11 protein-coding genes and 1 pseudogene are annotated in these 18,870 nt (G+C 59.9%); all 12 read right to left on the reverse strand.

Features of this window, described 5'->3' with window-relative positions:
- Positions 1-310: 310 nt before the first annotated feature.
- On the reverse strand, positions 311-2,413 hold the full coding sequence (brxL, locus tag Q0330_RS03440) for a BREX system Lon protease-like protein BrxL (RefSeq protein WP_299474493.1): 2,103 nt from the start codon (positions 2,411-2,413) through the stop codon (positions 311-313).
- The gene (locus Q0330_RS03445) at positions 2,410-4,938 is read right to left on the reverse strand and encodes a PglZ domain-containing protein (RefSeq protein WP_299474496.1); all 2,529 of its coding nucleotides are present in this window, start codon (positions 4,936-4,938) and stop codon (positions 2,410-2,412) included. Before Q0330_RS03445 ends, brxL begins: the two co-directional genes overlap by 4 nt.
- Positions 4,935-8,858, reverse strand: coding sequence for a BREX-1 system adenine-specific DNA-methyltransferase PglX (pglX, locus tag Q0330_RS03450; RefSeq protein WP_299474499.1), 3,924 nt, complete (start codon positions 8,856-8,858; stop codon positions 4,935-4,937). Before pglX ends, Q0330_RS03445 begins: the two co-directional genes overlap by 4 nt.
- Positions 8,859-8,860: 2 nt before the next feature.
- The gene (gene brxC, locus Q0330_RS03455) at positions 8,861-12,487 is read right to left on the reverse strand and encodes a BREX system P-loop protein BrxC (protein WP_299474502.1); all 3,627 of its coding nucleotides are present in this window, start codon (positions 12,485-12,487) and stop codon (positions 8,861-8,863) included.
- Positions 12,488-12,517: 30 nt separating this feature from the next.
- Positions 12,518-13,093: a BREX protein BrxB domain-containing protein gene (locus Q0330_RS03460; RefSeq protein WP_299474505.1), complete on the reverse strand. Its 576-nt coding sequence runs from the start codon at positions 13,091-13,093 to the stop codon at positions 12,518-12,520.
- Positions 13,074-13,862, reverse strand: a complete 789-nt coding sequence (locus tag Q0330_RS03465) for a BrxA family protein (RefSeq protein ID WP_299474508.1) — start codon at positions 13,860-13,862, stop codon at positions 13,074-13,076. Before Q0330_RS03465 ends, Q0330_RS03460 begins: the two co-directional genes overlap by 20 nt.
- Before the next feature lie 3 nt (positions 13,863-13,865).
- Positions 13,866-14,369 carry a BrxE family protein gene (locus Q0330_RS03470; protein ID WP_299474511.1) on the reverse strand — a complete coding sequence of 168 codons (504 nt, stop codon included), beginning with the start codon at positions 14,367-14,369 and terminating at the stop codon, positions 13,866-13,868.
- Between the two features lie 110 nt (positions 14,370-14,479).
- Positions 14,480-15,361 carry a WYL domain-containing protein gene (locus Q0330_RS03475; RefSeq protein ID WP_299474514.1) on the reverse strand — a complete coding sequence of 294 codons (882 nt, stop codon included), beginning with the start codon at positions 15,359-15,361 and terminating at the stop codon, positions 14,480-14,482.
- Positions 15,362-15,518: 157 nt separating this feature from the next.
- Positions 15,519-15,722, reverse strand: coding sequence for a helix-turn-helix domain-containing protein (locus Q0330_RS03480; RefSeq protein WP_299474517.1), 204 nt, complete (start codon positions 15,720-15,722; stop codon positions 15,519-15,521).
- Between the two features lie 351 nt (positions 15,723-16,073).
- Positions 16,074-16,991, reverse strand: a complete 918-nt coding sequence (locus Q0330_RS03485; RefSeq protein WP_299474520.1) for a plasmid partitioning protein RepB C-terminal domain-containing protein — start codon at positions 16,989-16,991, stop codon at positions 16,074-16,076.
- A complete protein-coding gene (locus tag Q0330_RS03490) occupies positions 16,988-17,896 on the reverse strand; it encodes a plasmid partitioning protein RepB C-terminal domain-containing protein (RefSeq protein WP_299474523.1) in 909 nt (302 codons plus the stop codon). The genes Q0330_RS03485 and Q0330_RS03490 overlap by 4 nt, the downstream gene beginning before the upstream one ends.
- A pseudogene (locus tag Q0330_RS03495) lies at positions 17,896-18,816 on the reverse strand (recombinase family protein); the annotation flags it as partial. The gene Q0330_RS03490 and the pseudogene Q0330_RS03495, both read right to left, overlap by 1 nt.
- Between the last annotated feature and the right edge of the window lie 54 nt (positions 18,817-18,870).

Below are 18,870 nucleotides of genomic sequence, written 5' to 3' on the forward strand. Positions count from 1 at the left end.
GCCGCCCGGTCCCGGCGAGCGAGATCGCCCATGTCTACGAGAAGCAGCGCACGCAACGCCAGATGCTGGAAGCGGCGGCTCGCCGTCCTCGCGATCGTAACGAGCTTGCTGAGCGGCTGCGCGACGGACGGTTCTGAGAACGGGAGGCTGGCGACATGCCCGCCTGTGGTCGAGTACAGCCGCGATTTCCAAGCGCGTGCGGCTGACGAAATTGGACCTCTGCCGGATGGTTCGGCAATCGCTCAGATGTTGAGCGACTACGCGATGATGCGAGAACAGGCGCGGGCGTGTCTTGAACCTTCGTCTGACCCTATTCCAGCTTAACGGTTCTAAAGATATCGACCTTCGTCTCGAGGCACTTCCTGAGGCTGAGATCGTTCGCACCAACTTCGAACCAGCTCCCAGGTCGTTGATAGAAGTCGAGTCCCCTCCCGATCTTTATGACCCAGCCATTGTCCAGTCGAATTTCCCGGTCGTGCATATTTGGGTTCAGCTTCACACAAAGCACGACGTCCATTTCTAGGAGGCTTTGCTTCAGGTCCTCAATCTTCTCAGAGATGTCTGCGAGTTGAGTTTTGTCGTCGTAGCCAGTGATCAGGTTGATCGACTTGACCGTCCCCGATTTGACGCAGGTCTCGCAGAAGCGGACAAAATTCTGAATCTGATGAGGCAGGCGAATATAAGGGTCCTCAATCGTGACCGCCTTGGCTCCGCGGATATACGGTCCCATGATCGACTCGTAGCTGTGCCCGGTGTCGCCATACAGAATTGTGAAATGCTGCTCCTGCGGCTCTGCGGCAGCGGCCTCAACCCGAGCTTCATCGACGGACGGCTGGACAGGCGCGGCGGATGGCTCGGATTTAGCCGGATCGGGCCGCGCCGCACGTGGCTTGGTCGTATCTTCCGTCTCATCCTCGTTGAGACGCCGGCGCTCTGGCTGCTGTGTGGCGAGCGCGTCTTTGGACTCAGGGCAAAAGACGACGATTTCTTCTCCACTCGCCCCGAAGTACGACAGGTTGATGCGCGCAAACTCGTCATCGGGTTTACGCTTGTTCATTTGCTCCTTCACCCGACGCCGGCATTCGGTCGCATATGCGACGTACTCCTCAAACTCCTCGTCGGTGGCGCCGCTGTCCGGGTGTAGGATCTTCAAGAAGGCAGCGACCGTCTTCTTGATGCCCTTCTCGTCCCGCCCTTCAATGGCCTTACCAAGTCGGATGCGGCGACTGACCTCTTCATACCGGTTCGTGTGCTTAAACTGGTAATGGAAAGCCTCGGCTAGATAGTCGGTAATAAAACCATACCGGTTCGTCAGAAACTCGCTGCTGTTCTTGGGCATCTCCCAGCCTGGGATATACGCGGCGAACCGGTCCATCACCGCCAAGTCCAACTCGGGCGGTAGCGGCTGGAAAAGGTCGTACTCGGTCGAGTTGACGACTTGTTCGACCGAAAGATCGATATTTCCGACGAAGCTCAAGCTCGCGTCGGCGATCACCTCCGCGCCGCGCGAGAAGCGGCCATTGGCCATGAAATCTTTCATGATCTGGATAGTGTCGGGATCGCGCACTTTGATCCCTCCCACCTCGTCGAAGGCCACGGTGTCCCAATAGCCTACGAGGCCGACCTTTCGCCGGGCGTTGTTATAGAAGAGTGTCGCCTTGGTCGCCTGACCGCCCGAGATTAGAGTGGCGTAAGGCGAAAATTCGCTGAAGAAATAGGACTTACCTGTGCCGCGCGGGCCGAGCTCGATGTAGTTGTAATTCGGCTCAACCAGAGGCGCCAGTCGCGCGATGAAATGTAGTTTCACCCGCTTGGAGAGCTTGGCCGGCTCCAGGCCCACCGACCGCATAATCGCGTCGAGCCACTCGTCCCGCGAAAACGCCTTTCGGCCTTCCGCGTACTGCTCAAAATCAAAGCGCGAGAGTTGAATTGCGCGCAAATCCTCGATGTAGAAGGCGTAGTCGTCTTCTTCGATCGCGTTGTGCGCCAGCGTCACCTCCGCCCATATCCCCCCCTCGAGCAGGCGATCGTTGTCGCGGTAGAATTTCTCACCGACGGCGATACGCTGCGAGTTGAAGTTCTCCAGCGACGCCCAGTGGCGCTTCTCCTTCTCGACAAATCGGACATGCACCTTGTCGATGAATCGGTGCTTTCCTTTGGTCGCGACCTTCGATTGGGCTGCATTGGCCTCGTCGGGGCGGACATAATTGTCCTGTAGCGTCGCGAGAACGGCCTCCATCCCCGCGTCGATCTCGGCCGGATCGTCGCTGGCGCAAAAGCGCGCGAGGAGGAACTCCAGCACGAATGTCGGTACGTTCGTGCCCTTCTTGATCCGATGCAGCAGATCCTTGCGGACGACCTTGCCGTCGAACGCCGACGTCAGCTGCCGATCGAGTGCATCCAATTCGCTCATACTGTGTAATCCGTTTCGAGAGCGAGGGCGCTGAAGCTCGCTAGTGTCGTTGGATTGAGCGCTTTGACCGTGAACTTTCCTTCGAAGTCCGGATCCATGCGCAAGGCGATCTGCTTGCTTTGACCGGGCATGAGTGTGAGCGTGCGCGTGGCGGGATTCACGTCGCCGCCCGGGCGAGGCTCGCCCACGACATTGCCTTTGGCGTCTTGGGCCTCGATCAGCACCTCGACGCTTACATCCTGCGAGAACATGTCGTCGGACTGCGCCCGGATATCGATCACGGGCACGCGCGTCGTGATGCGCTTGGCGCCGTTCTTGTAGGAAAGCATGACCGTCACCCTACCGACCGCCGCAGGCTCATTGGTGTCCAGCCGTGCCACCAGCACCGGTACAACCGATTCGGCGAGAGACGCGCCGCCGTGGAAATAGAGGTGTCCCGCCCGATAGGGCGCCATGCTCCGAGGCAGGGCGACCTGCGCGAAATCACCTCGAACGCCTAGCTTCTCCGCTCCGATGACAGTGCTGTGCGTGTCGGCATTGCCATCACCCAACATCATCCGATCATGTGCGGTGATTGGCCAATTGCCCTGGGGTTTGATGCACACGTCACCTGCTTCCGCCTGGGCATTCAGGAAGAAGCCGTGGTCAGTCGCGATGACCGCGTCCCTGAAGCCCATTCCGCGAAGCTTATGCAGCGCCACGCGGATGAGCTTCAGCGTCCCTGGGATCAGGCCGAGGGTAGTCTCGGGGTTGTTCTCCAGCTGGCTGTCGATCTCGGTGGACCTCAGAACGAGAAGGTCGACCGTCTCGGAGATTTTCGGCTTGCCTCGAACGAAATCGTTGAGCGGCATCTCCTGGAACCGATCGCCCAACCGTTTCCTCAGAACGTCCATGCGTTGGCTGACGTTGGCCACACGCGCTCCGCCCAGTTTTGGGACCAGCGAGTCCCCCTCCAGGCTGAGCGTCAGTTCCGTCCGGGCGCCGGGCAGCAGACTGGCCATTCCTACCGGCGTGATCGTCGGAAGCTGGGCGTAGGCCGCCTGCAGTTCAACCGGTCCGTCTTCGGACAGCATCTTTTCCAACGCCACGCCGAGTTCGTAGCGAAGCGCATCAATCATCAGGTAGGCGATCCGTCGTCCGCTCTCCTTCAGGCGATCCGCTACCAAGCGATCGAAGACGTCGGCATTGGCGAGCCGTCCTGGCGGCGTCCAGCCGGTTGTCTCGAGGTGTCTGACGAAAACGGCTTGGACTCGCTCGGCGAGACGACGATAACGGGCTCGCGCCTCATCGATCACCTCTTGCATCAGGCCATGCGGATCCAAGAAGTCTCCGACCGCCTGCTCGAATTCGCGCTGAAGGCGATCGGCTTCCCGGAGGCTCCCCAGATAGAATTCCAGCAGATCGGCCTGAGAACGCGCATTTTCTGGCAGTTGCCGCTCATAATCGTCGCAGGCCTCGATGAGGCTGAGACCGGCGCGAACCAGCTCCCATTGGGCCTGGCTTTCGCCCTTTCCAAGCCACACGGAGTTCTTGTGGCGGGCCAACACGCCACGGGCGGCATCCATGTCGTTGGCCGCGATTCCCTTGATCGCAGCCTTAAGAAAGGTTCGCTCCTCGAACGGGAACGTGTCCCGCTCACCCAGGTCTTCAATCGAACTGCACCGATCAGGCAGATCCAATTCGGCTTCAATCGCCTCGGCTCGTTCTATGTAGGTGTTGCGTGTATTTGGGTTGTTGCGCAGCCGATCGCAGACATCCTCGACGATCGGTTTTGCCTGGGTCGGCGCATGTGGCACGTCTTTCAGCGACGCCGGCAGCACGACCGGCAGGTCGAACACGAATTCGCTGAAAAGCACATAGCGCCAAAGTTCGTCGGCGAGGGCATTCCACGTCTTGCCCCTAGTCTTGACGCTCATGTCCAGGGTCGCCCTCAGAAACTCACGGGCTTCGTCGCCCCATCCCTCCTGAGCCTTAAGCGCGTCGACCTGCGCCACACTGGGCGCGAGCAGAGCGACGAGGATCTCCCGTCCGGACTCGACCTTCAAGGCGGCGCGCAACTGCGGCCAGCTGGCGCCGCCGCCAATCGCATCGATGACCGAAAAGGCCGGGCCCGAGGGCGAACCCGCGAAAACACGGCGAACCTCGGTCGAATGATCGGGCTTCGCGCGCAGGCAGAGGCTCAGATAGTCGTCGCCGTCGTCCCGCGGAAACCTGGCTCCGCTGGCGGCATAGATCGAGAATGGATCGACCTGCTGTTCCTCCTCCGTCTCCGACCGCCGCTTGGGCACGTAGATCAGAACCGCATCCAGGTCGCTCTTAGGTCGGCCGACCTCGCGCAGCGCTTCGATCGCCGCCAGTCGGCTTTCGATGCTACTCTCCGATGCGTCGACCACCCGGACCCGCTCGTCCTCAAGGCTGGCGCAAATTGCCTGATAGCGCCGGTCTGGATCATACACGACCATGCAGCCTGCCTCGAGCAAGCGGGGGCGTAGGATCGTGTCGCGGATGAAGGCAGCGATGCTCATGCGTCACCCCGCATTTTACGGGCCTTCTTCGGCTGGGCCTCCGGCTCGACGTAGAGGTTCTCCAGGTCGTGCGCGATGGCCAGTGACTTGTCGGCTTTGCACTTCTCCCGCACGCGGTCCGGCCAGTAGGCCATGGCCAGGTGGGCCCAGTCGTAGTCGCCCTTCTCCAGCTTGGCCCAGGTGTCCTTCAGGATCTTTTGCCAGGGCTTGTGGCGGAACAGCTGCCATAGGGGCGCGGCGGTAATCTGGACGCCGTCGTCATGGTTCGGGCGATAGGTCGGGGCGATCAGCAGCAGGGTGTCGCGCAGCTCGATCAGCTCCAGCTCAAAGGCTTGGAGCGCCTCGTAGGCTTTCTCGTCATCGCGCGACCGGGCAGCGCCCTTGTCGCGCAGCGTGGCGGCGTCGCGACCAACCTGCTTCAGCTTCGGCTCCACGAAGTCGTTGACCGCGGTGTAGAGCGTCTGGCTGGTCAGGCTGGGGTAGTAGAGCCACAGCGTGTAGCTGCCCGAGCTGGTCGAGAGCGGCCAGTAGATCGGGGCCTTGCGGCCACCCGCCGTGTACATATCAAGATGCGTCGCGAAGAAACCGGACGGTCGATTTAGATAGATGTTGATATCGGAAACGCCAAGGCACTCACATATTTCTTCTTCGTCTATCGGGCGCGCTTCTGACAGTAGGTCAAAGCACTCCCGAATTTTGGAAGGTAGCTGCGAAGGTCCTGTCGCTGCGGAATCCATTATGCCCGCCTCTTGAATTCGAAGAGGGTAACCTTGTTGGTTTAAATCGGCAGCATTGGTCGAACTGAGAGCCCCGGGCGGGCTTTTGGGAAGTGGTTTGAAGGGATCGTGGTCACCTTCAAAATTCTTGCCATCCAGGACATTTCTTACGTCCCACCGTCCAAAACAGGCGCCAATAGCGTAAGATACCAAGCCCTCAAAACGCTCCTTTTCGCTGACAGTTGGTTCAGAAAAAGTCTCGGAGACTTCGTCAACGTGTTCATCGTTGGCCGCATCGGTGTCGCCAGATTCTTGAAAGGATATAGCTTCCTGAAGGTCTTTCTGGAGCTGCATAAATTCGCTCCTTTCTAAGCCATATTCATCTGCTAGCGCCTCGTCGAGATCATTTCCGATGAGGCTGTTGCGTGACCATTCATGAGCAACCGGATTATCAAAAAAGAACTCTGGCGCTATGAATTCTCTATAGGGCTCACGCCGCTCAAAGTAGGAGCGGCGTTCAGCGTAAATTTCACTGATCCGCTTCTCGAACCGCTCGAGGAAACTTTTTGATAGTTTTGCTGCTGGAATTGATTGCACCATTCCTGCTTGGAATTTTGGCCATTCAAATTTCTCGCCAGTTAGCCGCGCCCAAGAGCTTCCAATATTTGATGCGGCAATTGCAAGTCCCGATAATAGATTGTTCCCTTCGCCGAAACCTTGTGCTCGACCAGCGGTTGGGATTGCACCCGTGGGCACTATGTACGGCACAATTCGTGCGGAGCGAAGCATGTAGCTAAAACCTGGTTGAAAGTATACTTCTCGGTTCTGCAGTCGCGCTCGGGACTTTCCATTTGGCCCCAAAAAATAGTCATATTCCTGACCTGACGACTCCCACTTTGCTACTTGAAGCAATGGAGAAAACCACGGAGAAGCCTTATCAGTTTTTGTGTACGTTATCCATTTTTCGCCCTTAGCCTCGTACTCCTTCTGGGGATTTCCTGAGTCATCGACGCCTATCAAATTGGAAGGTTGAACTTCCCACCACTGGCGGAGGAAGCGCCAGTCGTTTCCGGTTTGCATTCCAACACGGATCGAGACGATCTCAGGATCAACGCTCGGTAATTTGGACAGATGAGCGAGGGTCTTTTCTTTAATCCAATACGCAAAAGAACTGCTTGGAGACATTCTGAGAGCTGAGATCGCAATTTCAAAATACGCGTCACTTTCTTTGCTCCGAGCGATGTCGAGCAATGCTGGTCCTTTATCCTGCGCGGTTAACGCCCTCAAACATTTTAGTTTACCGCTGTCTTTATTGGTATTTTTCTCAATGACATACGATGCGGCTTCAACCATTGCGTCGTCCATTACGCCCATGCCTAGGTCGGCAAAAATTTCCGGAAGACCCTGCTTGAAGACTACTTCAGTTCTCCAGTTCTCCATGCTGGACAAAAAGAACGGGGCCCGAGACGTGATGGCGCCTAACTTTCCCTGATTGCGAAGAAGCTCAAGGGATCTCTCGACAAAAATTGCGAGGAGGTCTCCCTTACTATTTTTGTATGAGCGGACGAGAGGTTCTTTACTGCCTGCGCTGAGCGCTCCGAACGGCGGGTTCATCACGATCGCATCGAACTGCTCGCGGGAAAGATCGATCATCCGCAAACTCTGCAATGCGTCCTCTGCAAAAAGGCGGCCTTGATAAGTGGCTCTTGCAGCGCGGCCAAATTCGGAAAGTGCCTCTCTGAGCCTTATTTCAATCTGCTGCCACGTGGTTCCGCGGCTCCTTGTGTTAAGCAAGTCTCCGATAGTGCCAAATACCTTGCGCATGAGGGTGGGAAGATCTTTCTCCACCTTCAGCAACACCCCAAGTTCTGGCAGGTCCTTGAGCAGAAAAAGAGTCTTCTCGAACAGCTCTGCATCCAGGGGATCGAGCTCTTCCATGAATCGCTTGCGCAGGTCCACCTCGGCTGGGGGTGCGACGGCCGCCACCACATGCCCACGCCCCACCTGGGGCCGGTCCTTGGCCTTTACGCCCACGTCGTGCCAGGCCCGCTGCGCCCGCAACCACAGCGCCAGCGACGCGATCTGTGCCGCACGCGGGTCGATATCGACGCCATATATGTTGTGTTCGATGATCAGCCGCGGCACGTCGTGCAAGAACGCGTCCTGGTCAGCATAGGTTTGGCTGAGTGGTTTCAGATCAGCGCTGCCGCCAGTCTCAGTATCCAGGCAGCCGGGGCCATGGGTCTGCTCCCAATCCCAGGCCTCGCGATAGATCTCCAGGAACAGATCAAAGGCGTAGAGCCCGAAGTGCATGGATCCACACGCCGGATCGAGCAGCTTGATCGTGCGCGGGTCGCGCAGGCGTTTGGCGGGGTCGGGCTGTTCATCCGGTTTCACCAGCAGGTATTGGCAGCGGTCGCGCAGGCCGGTCTGCCCGCCCGTCCAGTTGAACCAGAGCCGTCCAAGCGTGTTGTCGACCAGGAACTCCACCACATAGCGCGGGGTGAAGAACTGGTTGCGCACCGCCAGCTCGCGGCTGTTGCGCGGCGCCTGGGACGCATCGCGCATCGCTTTGCGCTCTTCCTTCGAGTTGAAGTACTGGTAGATCCAGCCGATCGTCTCATCTTCGGCCCAGAGCGGTTCGATCTCGCCGTGGTTGATGAGGGTGAGGACCTGGATCAGCGCGGCCTCACGAGGAAATAGGCGGCCCTGGGGCGAGAAGCGGTCAAAGAGGCCGGGCAGATCCTGCGAGAGCTCGTCGAAGACACTCTGCAGATAGACGCGGTAGGCGTCACCAGTTTCACCCAGGCCGGTGCCTGCCAGACGGGCGTAGAGCTGAAACCCCTTGGCCTGGTAGCCATTGCCGACGGACTCGATCAGCAGTCCACGCGCCTCGGCCATGCGCAGCGCCGCTAGGCGGTTGAGGACGGTGAAGGCCTGTTCGCGCACGATGCGGTCGAGACCCGCCTTCGTGTCGGTGTCCGCGCCGGCACAATAGTGAGCCAGCGTATCGCGCAGAATCCGTGCCGTCTCGCGCTGCTGATCGTCGATGTGGCGAAGGCTCGCCAGCGGGGCGACCGTGCCTGAGGCCGGATCCATTCCGTAGTCATTCTGCAGCTGACGCGTGAATTCTTCTTCCAGCGTGGCTCGGGCCTCAGTGACGAAGCGTTGAAGGCGGTTTCGGGTCGGCTGATCGAAGGCCATCGTCACTGGTCTCCTTCGACGACGAAGGAAACCTCAATCTCGTCAAAAAGCGCGAGCTGGGTTTTGAGGTCGTTGAGCTTAAGGATCAGCGCGTCGAGATCGCTGGCGGACGAAAGTTTTGACGGCACCGCGATCGACCGTGCGAGCTTGCCGCCGCCTTGCGCCTTGTACTTTGCAGCCTCCTCGTCGAGCTGCTGGCGGATGCGTTCTTGCCGCTGCCGGTTGATCGACCGCTTGATGTCCTCGAGAGTGCTGCTGATATCGTAGTCGCGGGCCAGCAGCTTTTTCAGGCCGGCCATGTCATGCGGAACGGCGAGAGCGAGTGCCTCAAGTCGATCTACGGCATTCCCGCGTTCTTCCTGGGTAAGCTCCGGCCACTCAGGCAGACGCTGGAGGTCCTCGACACCCTCTTTGATCCGAAGCTTCTGCTGATCACCCAGCGCGATCACGGACTCGCGGACACGCCCTTTGACGTGGGTGAGCAGAGAGTTGAAATCCGCGACATGATTATAGAAGTCGTCCGTCTTCAAGCGATCGGACAGCGTCGAGAGGTCTTCCCGAAGCTCGTTGCGCAATTCGCCGGGGATGCCCGTATCGGGAAGCGCTTCGACGTCCAAACGGTGCGACTGCAACTCCCGCAAGGTCCCATCAAGGCCATTGTCCAGCGAACGCTTTACCTCGAGCGCCCACTTCAGGTTGTCGTATAGGGCCGAAGTCTCCGCGCCCAGGCGCTGCGGGGCGTCTGAAGCGTCGGTAAAGAGCACGTCGGCCAATTCTTGATTCATCGCCTGGACGCGATCGCTCCCAGCAAGGCCGAGACCGCTCAGCTTCTCCGCCAGCGAGCCGTAGTCGTATTGAAACCGCGGGAAATGCTTGACGGTCGCCTTGCTGATTTCCTGCTCAAGGGGAATGACCGTGTCGCCGACCAAATCCGTCAACCGCTCGGCGGCCCGCGCCAGCGTCTCGTTCGACGGGCGCTCGTCCCGCAGCGCCACGCCGATCGGTTTGAATGAGTTGTTGGTCTTGAGCGCGTCTATCGCCTGTTGGCCCGCTGCGGTGACTTCTCGACCAGAAACCTTGAGCTTGATCTCCCCCGCCATCAGCATGGCGGCTAGGATGTAGCGCGTGGTGTCGGGCGACCATCCGAAGGGATCGCTACTGAAGTCATCGAGCAACCGCTTTCCATCGACGGTGCCCCGCCTGTCGACGTAGTCGCGAATGCTGATCATCGACTTGTGGTCGGAGCGGAACGTCGGACGTCCGGCGACCGTCTGCACCAAGCCGAGCGGATCCAGGCTACTGCTGATCGCCGAAGGGTTGGCAACCTTCAGGAATTTCTCAGCAGTATCCGTGGCCACGCGGACCGGCGCCTCGGCATATCGGTCGAACACCTGCTCGGCGACATCGGCGAGGAGTTTCTTTGCAGCCTCCAGCAGGTCCACGTTGAGTGCTGAAACCGCCGTGGCCTGGCCTCGGAAAACGAACGATCCGCCCTGCAGGGTTTGCTTGATCTTGCTCTGCAATTGAACGGCAAGCTTGGCCGCCCGATCGAGTTGCCCCGCGCAATAGTCGCGGACCTCCTGGTCGGGTTCGTTGCGATGCAGCTCGGCGATGCGCTGGCTGCGGTAAATCTCGTTGGCAAGGTCATCGAGTTCGGGATTCGTCCGCGCCAAAAGGGCAATGACGTTCCTGCCGGTACGACTGCGCGAGTCGTCGAGCATGCGGGTGCGCCCCGCGTCATAGTCTGCCGCCGGGATAAACTCGACGATTGTCTGGATAGCATTCTGATCGCCGGCAAGGCTGGTCACTGCACTACCCGTCTGCACCTTGAGGCCCGATGCAACGGCCAAGGTTCCATGAAGATTGACCCGCGGCAGCGGATCGAACACCTCGCGCAAGGCGTCGTTGAAGACGCGCCTGACGTCCACCGAACGCAGCGCCAGTGCACCACGCTCTTGCTCGATGTCCCGAAGCTTCTCACTCAGGAAAACGAGGCTGCCGTCTTTCTCGCCGAGCGGAACGTGAACGTCGCCGAGCATCTCCTCGACCGCCTTTTGCACCGCCTCGAGCTGCGACGGGTCGGTAATCGATGGCTGCATCAGGCTGGCGACGTTTTGCACCGTCACCGGCAGGTTGCCGAGGATCTGCAAGACAGCGACTGACTTTGCGATGTCCTGATGCCGTTGCGAGTCCGGAAACCGAATGATAGCCTTCCCGACCGCCTGATGGATCGACGGGAATGCGCGCCGAACGTCCTTCTCGAGTTCGTCGTAGAGCGTGACGGTCGTTGCGAGCCAGCCGACCGGCTGATCGGCCATCGCCATCGTCCCGCCCTCTCCCTTGAGCACGTCCTGCACCACCTTGATCGCGGACCGTAGACCAATGCCGCCGGTGGACTTCGCCAAGGCGCCCAGAAGGTGCAGCAGGATGTCAAAATGAGCGGGCAGGAACGGATAGAGGTTTATGAACGTCTCACGGCTGAAGTCCGCCTCGTAATATTTGGCGTCCTGCAGCTTCGTTTTGTGCCGAAGTGCCTGACCGTGGGCATCGAACAACTCTCCAAGTTGCTTCTCGCCCGCCGGGGACTTCCCAAGCAATCGGCGATAGCAGATCTCCTTGATGTCACTGGATTCGAGGTCGATCTGGATCGGAAAGCGATCCTTGAGCTTGTAGAGCTTATCCGAATTCAAGGCCGCACGCGGATCGTCCTCGGTCAAGGTTTGCTGCGCCGTGGAAATGATCCAGACCTTGCCGTCGCCAAGACGCTTAAGGTTCTTGGCCAAGCCATCGAGGTTGAGGATCAGGTTGTCGCGTGACGCTACATACTGACCGACTTCATCGATGATGAAGATGATGTTTTCCTTGCCGCTCTTCTCGCGGACAATGTCGATCATCTCCTGGACACGTTGATCCTCAAACTGGAAGAAGCCCTCGGTGCTTGAAGAGAACGACTTCGCCTCGGGGAACAATCCCGGATACATCTCATGGGCGATCTTCGGGATAAGCCCGTCGATCGCGAGCGGATTGTTCTGAACGCGGTCCCAGGTCGCTCCAGGCAAGGCCTCTGCAACGCGGCGATGCAGTTCCTCCGTGCGATTGTCCTTTTCGATCATTCGCTCGAAAGCGGCTACTTTCAGATTCCGCGAATAGCCGGCCCACTGGAGGACCTTGAAGTAGAGGACCGTGGAAACCTCTTCCATGGTCGCGCCAGCCAGCATCTCGCTGGCCAGATCGAGCAGGACTACGGCAGCCGGGAAACGTTGCACGACCGCGCTGAGCAACGCCTTGGTCTGCGGCTTGTGCAGGCGATCCTGCAAGTGTTTGATGAACGGGGTCCCGTCGATCGTGTGCTGATTATCGAAGGCAAGGCCGAGATACTTGGTGAAAGAGCTTTTGCCCGAGCCATAGAAGCCCGAAACCCAAACCCCGACCTCGTTTTCTCCACCCGCCTCCATGGCCAGCTGCATGCGATCAAGGAGTTTTCGGAACTGCTCCTCGATGCTCTCGGTCACGACATATTCGGAGATCTCAGCCTTCAGGCGCCCTTCCTGCGCGGCGCCATAAGTGATGACCTTCTCGATCGTCCTATAAATATCCTTTGACGGATCGAATAATTTGCGAATGTTCACGGCGTAGTCCCCCAGCCTTTTCTTAGCTCTCTAACCGCCAACATGGACGGACCGGTAGTTCCCATCTTCCGGGTAAAAGCCCAGAAACTTCAGACGGGTTTTTCCGGTTCGAACGCCGGGATAGAGGAAAACGGTTGGTACATGGAATTGCCCTTGCAGCTGGCTCTCTATCGCGCCGATGCGCAGGAACGGATGTAGCGCCTCGAGGTCCGTCACGAGGAGCAGCGCGTTCGGCCTGGCTTCGAGCGGCCTCAGCGCATCCTCGAGGCGCCGAAGCAGACCGCCTCCCGACGTGACAATATCGGCCAGGGCCTTATTTGTGCGTGCCCAGTCTTGGGGCGAAGCTTTGTCCTCCATAAGACAGAGGGACCAAAACGGATCGTTCTGAAGGATGTCCCAGAGGTTCTCCGCAATCGAAAACGGGTGAACGTCCCAGCCCTCTTGATGAAGCTTTGCCATCCATGCAGGCGTCTGGCGCTTCACCTCCAGGATCTGCTCTGGCGCAAAGATCAGATAGTAAATGGGTTCGAAGCTGGCATGACCCAGCTCGCGCCCATGTCGGATGCGCTCGCGTAACTCGTCAAAGTCATCCCTGAGAGAGGGCATCGCAAAGCGCCTCCATGCTCGGTTGTTTCCAGCTGATCCGAACGACGTCGCCCGCGGCCTGGATGATGAGATGCCCCTTGAGAGAGAGCTTTTTGAGCTCATCCAACACATCCTCGCGAGCCAACCCAAAGAGTTGCCAATCGGGATGGGTCAGCAGGGCATTGTCTCCGATGCCCGCGAAATGAAGATCAAAAGCAAGATACGCCGCGGCGGGATACGATATCCTGAATGGTAGTAACCGGCGGCTCGATCGCAATCCGCGCTCAAGCAAACCATAGTCCGCACAACATCCGGTCAAATAAGCGGAAACCCGTCTGACCGTTGACTCCGACCAGCGTTTTGCCGTCTTTCCATCGTCGATCGCGCGCTCGACGAAGAGCCGTGCATCTTCATTGGAAACCTCAACGTAACCGCCGGCATATCGGCCCCAATAAACGTTGCCAATAAAATCGTTCAAAATCGGATTAGCTCGGCTCGTGAATAACAACATCAGCTGGGCAACATCTGAACCGGTAACGGTACCAACGATTTGCTTCAAATGTTGAGCTGGCGCACCGTTTGAAACGAGGTAGCGAGGTGCGAAGCACTCGACGACAATGTTGCGAAGACGCCGAGCGGTGACGTTCGGAAATCTGCCGGAATCAAGAGCCACCTGACAAAGCTGCGACACGGACATGCCCGGCGACCACAATTCCAGTAGCGCCTTCGTCTCGCTCACGAGCCCCAACCCTGCTTGCAACTGAGTCGTGTAGAGAACGCCCTTTGCCATCGCTTATCTCACTAGGTACGGAAAAGATTGGGCGTTGGACGAAAACGCCGAGCAGTAAACCGAGGCAATCTCTGTCAGGTGGTCGGCAATATCCCTCACATTTCCGATTGAAACAGGGCCGACGCCACCCTTCATTGCAGGGCCAGTCATATCGGTGAGCATGGCGAGCGCAGTCTGTTTATCTCGATAGAGCGCCGCAGGAGACCATTCTTCGCCCGCAGTTTGCACAAGCATGTGGAGATCCTGCTCTATCTCCTCCGGCAGACGAAAAAGGTGGTAAGTGCCGACACTCAGGTGTTCGTCGTGGAGGCGACGGGCAGCCTCCACGACCCCGTGATACTGGGCGACTTGCGGTGTCCTCGAAAAGATCGGCTTCAGAAAGAGGCGGCCCGACGACTCATAAAACGCCGTCGGCCACCAACCAAACTGCGCTCGTTCGCCAAGAAAACCTACGAGCACTCTGGCTTTCAAAACTGTCTGAAGTGAAGCCGCCGAATTAATATCCATCGCGAAATCCTATTCGGACAGCTGCCAAGCTGATGGCATGCAAGTTTTAATCACTGGGTGGCATTGCGAGGAAGCGATGGCGCGTATTCTCCTGACCGTTACGATGGGCATCAATATTCCCCCCCCACATTTTGAATTGAGTTGCCGGCTAGATCAGGTGGCGAAAGAAGCACGATCTGCTGCTCCTGCGGGCGACGAGCAGCCGGATCGGTGTCGAGCCCTAGCCGCCTGAGCGCGTAGTAGAGGAGCGCGCGCCTCACCTTGATCTTCGCCTTGCCGCCCCGCATCCCGTAGTCGAGCGCGATGACCTTGGCCTGCGTCTCCGAGAGGTCAGGGTGGGGGCCGACCTCCAGGGTGACCTCGGAATGCCAGTCGCGATCTTCGTCGGCCGACGTTTCGCTTTCCCGTGATCCGCGGATGTCGAGGATCCGTGAGAGTAGGAAGTCCTTGAAGCAATCGTCGGTCAGGCAGAACGCCCGCGTATGCCAGCGGAACCCATCGAACCCGATGGCGTGCGGAGCGATCCAACGCCAGCGCGGCTCCGGGCTCGACAGGGACTGATACTTGACCTCGATCGCTTCGGACTGGCGGATGGCGCCGACGACCGAACGAAGTGTCGTCGGGTTCACACCGCGCACGGGCGTCGGCGCGGCAGCATAGGGTGGGAGATCGGCGATCCAGGAGTCCTCACGGTCTAGGATCCCGTCAGCTACCGACCGCAGCTGGGCGAGGTAGCGGCTTGCGTCAGGCTCGAGGAACTGTGGCTTGAAACCGGGACCGCGGACATAGGTCCGCGCGCTCTTGTCGTAGACCATGTTGTCCGGCGCGAAGCCGATGTAGCGGTTCAGATCGGTGGACGCTTGGTTCACCGAAACCCCGAACTGGTCCATCAGGTCGCTGCGGTTCACATGTCCCTCCCAGAACAGGCGGAACTCTATGAACTCGAGACGCTGCTCGACGCCCCAGCGAAGTTCCGACCTGTCGCTCTCCATCACGCTCTCCCGGCTCGGGCGATGCGCACGATAACTATGCGCGCCCATTTACTGGGCCTGAGCCAAGGCTAGCCGAGCCGGGAAGGTGGCGCAATCGAAATGCGTCGCAAATCAGAGCTTTCGCGCGTGACTTGCGGCGGAGGGGTCGGGGATGGCGTCAGGACGCCGTGATCTGCTGTTCAGCCGTGGATTGAATGACCTCTTGCTCGAACGCCTCGATGTCGCAGACGCGGTACACGACGCGCCCGCCCAACTTCATGTACGCGGGGCCTTCTCCCGCCCACCGCCACCGTTCCAGGGTCCGGTGCGAGATCGTCCAGCGGTCGGCGAGTTCCTTCTGGGTCATGCAGTTGCGTTTCATGTTTTCCTCCATCTGAGCAACTCGGTGTGGTTGCGTCCAAACGAATGCGTGAAAGAAAGTGCGAGGCAAGTCAGATAGTTGCGGAGCCGTGCGCGCTGCAAGGCGGGCCGATCACCCCACACATGTGTGGCAAGAAGCGGGCGTGCCGGAGTGGCCCGATCTCCGACACGCCCCGAGATGAACGCAGCCACATGCGCGGCCGCGCGGCCGGCGAAAGCTCGAGCCGGCCTGGTGGGCTCCGAGCGGGTTCGCCGCCATCCCCACCGCCGCGCTCGATCCGGCCCACAGTCCGGCGTCTCCCGCGGTCCCCGCGCTTATCGGGTCCGGGTCCCCTTCATTCGCCGCGAACGGCTACTCGGCGTCGGCGGCCTCGGCCGGCGTAATTTCGGTAATCGTCTGGAACTCGCCGAGGAACTCGGGATGGTTCTGCGCCAGATAGCGCACGACCCGCGCGTTCCCGAGCAGCTTACCGACATAGCCCTTGATCACGGTCAGATGCAGGTGGTCCTCGCCGTAGGTGTCCTGGATCGAGGCTATCCCCTCCTGCAGCCTGGCGAGTTCCTGCTCCATGCGCGCCATCGCCTCCGGCGTGATGCCTTTGACCTTCTTCGGCTTGGACGACTCGACCAGCTGGGCCTGCGGCGTTCCCGCGAGGATCGCGTTCACGTAGGCGACGGAATAGTTGTTCGCGTTGACCAGCAGTTCGGCCGCCTCGATCTGGCGCATGGTCTTCATCTTGCGCAGCGCGTCGAACACCGCGCCGGTCGCGGGCTTGTCTTTCAGGATCCCGACCGCTTCCTCGCAGATGCCGTCCAACAGGCGCACCTTGCGCCGGATGCTGCTCATGTTGAGATCGAGCGCGAGCGCGATCTTCTCCTCGGGCACGCCGCGCTCGATCGCCTTTCGGATCATCTTGTGTTCCTGGATCGGCGCAAGGCGGCTGACCTGGCGGTTGTAGGTGAAGGCCTCATCGTCGGTGGAGACCAGACACTCCACTTCCTGTTCGCCTGCGTCCTTCAGCGCCTCGATCCGAAGATGGCCGTCGAGCAGCAACCAGGTGGCGGACTCGTCAGGGTTCCGAACCACGACGGGCGGCTCGACGATCCCGATCTGGGCGATGGAAGCCACGATCTGCCGATACTTCCGGCTGGATTTTGCGGACTTGCCGAGGGCCCGGAGCGGCAGGATCGCATTGATGGGGAGCGTGACGCAGTCGTCCTCGAACCCGAGCGTGACGCTCTTCGGGGTGTCGCGTGCTTCGCGCTTCATGCCGGAGCCCCGTCGGTCACGGGCCGCGCAAGGTCGGCGGGCATTGTCTCGAGCCCCTCGGCCCTGAGCAGGGTCATGAAATGCTCGTCCGCGCAGAGCTTCCGGAACGCCTCGCGCACGAACATCAGCCGACTCTGGGTGAGCTCGGCCTTTTTGATAAGCAGCTTCTGGCGCGTCGCCTCCTGCTGATACGCCCGCACAAGGCCCTCGCTCGTGAGCGCCCGTTTCGGAGGCTTGCGTCCGAGTTGGTTGCTGTGGATCTGCGGGCCCCGCAGTTCGCGCTGCTGGATCAGGCGGCGCACGAGCGCCAGCTTCCGACCTCGCAGCTTGTTCTGAGTGTAGGCGTCCATCAGTGCCTTCTGCGCGCCCTTGGCGTCCGTCTTGGAAATCTGGATGGCCAGATTCAGCGGAAGCACGCCGGTTTCCACGGCCGAGACCAAGCGCTCCTCGCCTTTCTCCAGCAGCCCCGCGATCATGTTCACATATTCGGTGGACACGCCGATCTTCTCGCCGATCTGACGGTCGTTGTAGCCGCGCTGGCGGAGTGCGCCGATCTCGCGCATCAGGTCGATGGGGTTGTGCTGGCGCCGCGCACAGTTCTCGACGAGGCTCATGACGAGGCAATCGCTCTCGTCGGCCTCGATCACGATGGCCGGGATGTTGTCCTGCTTCAGTTCGACGAAGGCCTCGAGGCGACCCTGTCCGCAGACGAGGTCGTACTCCTGCGGATCGGTCCCGGGGCGCAGTGCCACGGTGATCGGGCGTTTCAGGCCGATGCGCGCTATGTTCTCCACCATCGCCTCGAAGGTGCGCCGATTTCGGACGCGGGGGTTGAGGACCCGGATCCTGTCGGTCGGGATCAGGGTTACCTGCTTCTGGCTCATTGGCTCCAAGTCGTCGGGCATCACGCCACCTCCGCGATCCTCGCCCGCGAGGCGAGCGCGTAGAAGAAATCGAGCGTGTCGAACCGGTACGCATCGAGCGCGAGCCCGTTCTGCTCGGCGAATTTCAGTTTCCCGAAGGTCATGTCGATGCTGGGCAGCAAGTAGTAGTCGCGCGGCGCCTCGTTAACCTCGTCCATGCGCACAGCGATGGTGATGTCGGGCACCAGTCCGGTGTCGAGACGGATACGCCAGCGCAGCGACCCGGCTGCCGTGGCGCTGCATCGGGACAGCACGATGGACACGGTGAACTCGTCGTTGACGCGAACCAGATCAGTGTCGGGGTCTTGCACGGCCGACCCGCCGTGCCGGGTGACGCCAGCGATGATCTCGGCCACGACCTGCGGATGGGCCTGCCGCAAGGCGCGGTTGACCTCGATGTAGCTGTAGTCCCGGTCGGGCTCGTAGCCGATCAGCCGGTAGGCGCGCAGCAGGCTGCCAAAGCGGCTGCGATAGGCGCTGGAGGACGGCAGATCATCCTCCTCGTCGATGATCAGACCTGACAGCATGCCCTGCCGCTTGAGGATGGCGCGCAGGGCGTCGAGCAGTTCCTCATCCGAGAAATGCCGGCTGCGGGCGTCCACGATCTCCCGGGCGCGCAGGAACAGCGCCTCGTCCACAATGGCAGGATAGGCGCCCTCGGCCCGGATCCACATTTCGCGCGGGTTTACCACCCGACGCTGCTTCAGCTTGAAGGACACCTTGTTGAAGACGTTGTTTCCGATGTACTTTTCGTTGGTCAGCACCTGATGGACCGTCGCCCGGGTCCACGGCCGATCGAGATCGGTGCGGTGACCTTCGGCGTTCAGAACCTCCGCGATCTCCCGCTCCGGACGCCCCTCGCGCACGAACATTTCGTACATGCGCTGGACGACCCGCTGCTCCACCGACTGACGTCATAGACGAGGATCGCCTTGAAATCGGCGTGGCCGGAACGG

It is taken from the genome of uncultured Paracoccus sp. (assembly GCF_937873615.1).
GTDB lineage: Bacteria > Pseudomonadota > Alphaproteobacteria > Rhodobacterales > Rhodobacteraceae > Paracoccus.

Coding starts and splice junctions, on each gene's coding strand:
- Q0330_RS03490 (WP_299474523.1), bottom strand. CDS start 17,896: ATGCCCGACGACTTGGAGCCAATGAGCCAGAAGCAGGTAACCCTGATC.
- pglX (WP_299474499.1), bottom strand. CDS start 8,858: ATGGCCTTCGATCAGCCGACCCGAAACCGCCTTCAACGCTTCGTCACT.
- Q0330_RS03470 (WP_299474511.1), bottom strand. CDS start 14,369: ATGGATATTAATTCGGCGGCTTCACTTCAGACAGTTTTGAAAGCCAGA.
- Q0330_RS03445 (WP_299474496.1), bottom strand. CDS start 4,938: ATGAGCATCGCTGCCTTCATCCGCGACACGATCCTACGCCCCCGCTTG.
- Q0330_RS03460 (WP_299474505.1), bottom strand. CDS start 13,093: ATGCCCTCTCTCAGGGATGACTTTGACGAGTTACGCGAGCGCATCCGA.
- Q0330_RS03475 (WP_299474514.1), bottom strand. CDS start 15,361: ATGGAGAGCGACAGGTCGGAACTTCGCTGGGGCGTCGAGCAGCGTCTC.
- Q0330_RS03465 (WP_299474508.1), bottom strand. CDS start 13,862: ATGGCAAAGGGCGTTCTCTACACGACTCAGTTGCAAGCAGGGTTGGGG.
- brxL (WP_299474493.1), bottom strand. CDS start 2,413: ATGAGCGAATTGGATGCACTCGATCGGCAGCTGACGTCGGCGTTCGAC.
- Q0330_RS03485 (WP_299474520.1), bottom strand. CDS start 16,991: ATGAAGCGCGAAGCACGCGACACCCCGAAGAGCGTCACGCTCGGGTTC.
- Q0330_RS03480 (WP_299474517.1), bottom strand. CDS start 15,722: ATGAAACGCAACTGCATGACCCAGAAGGAACTCGCCGACCGCTGGACG.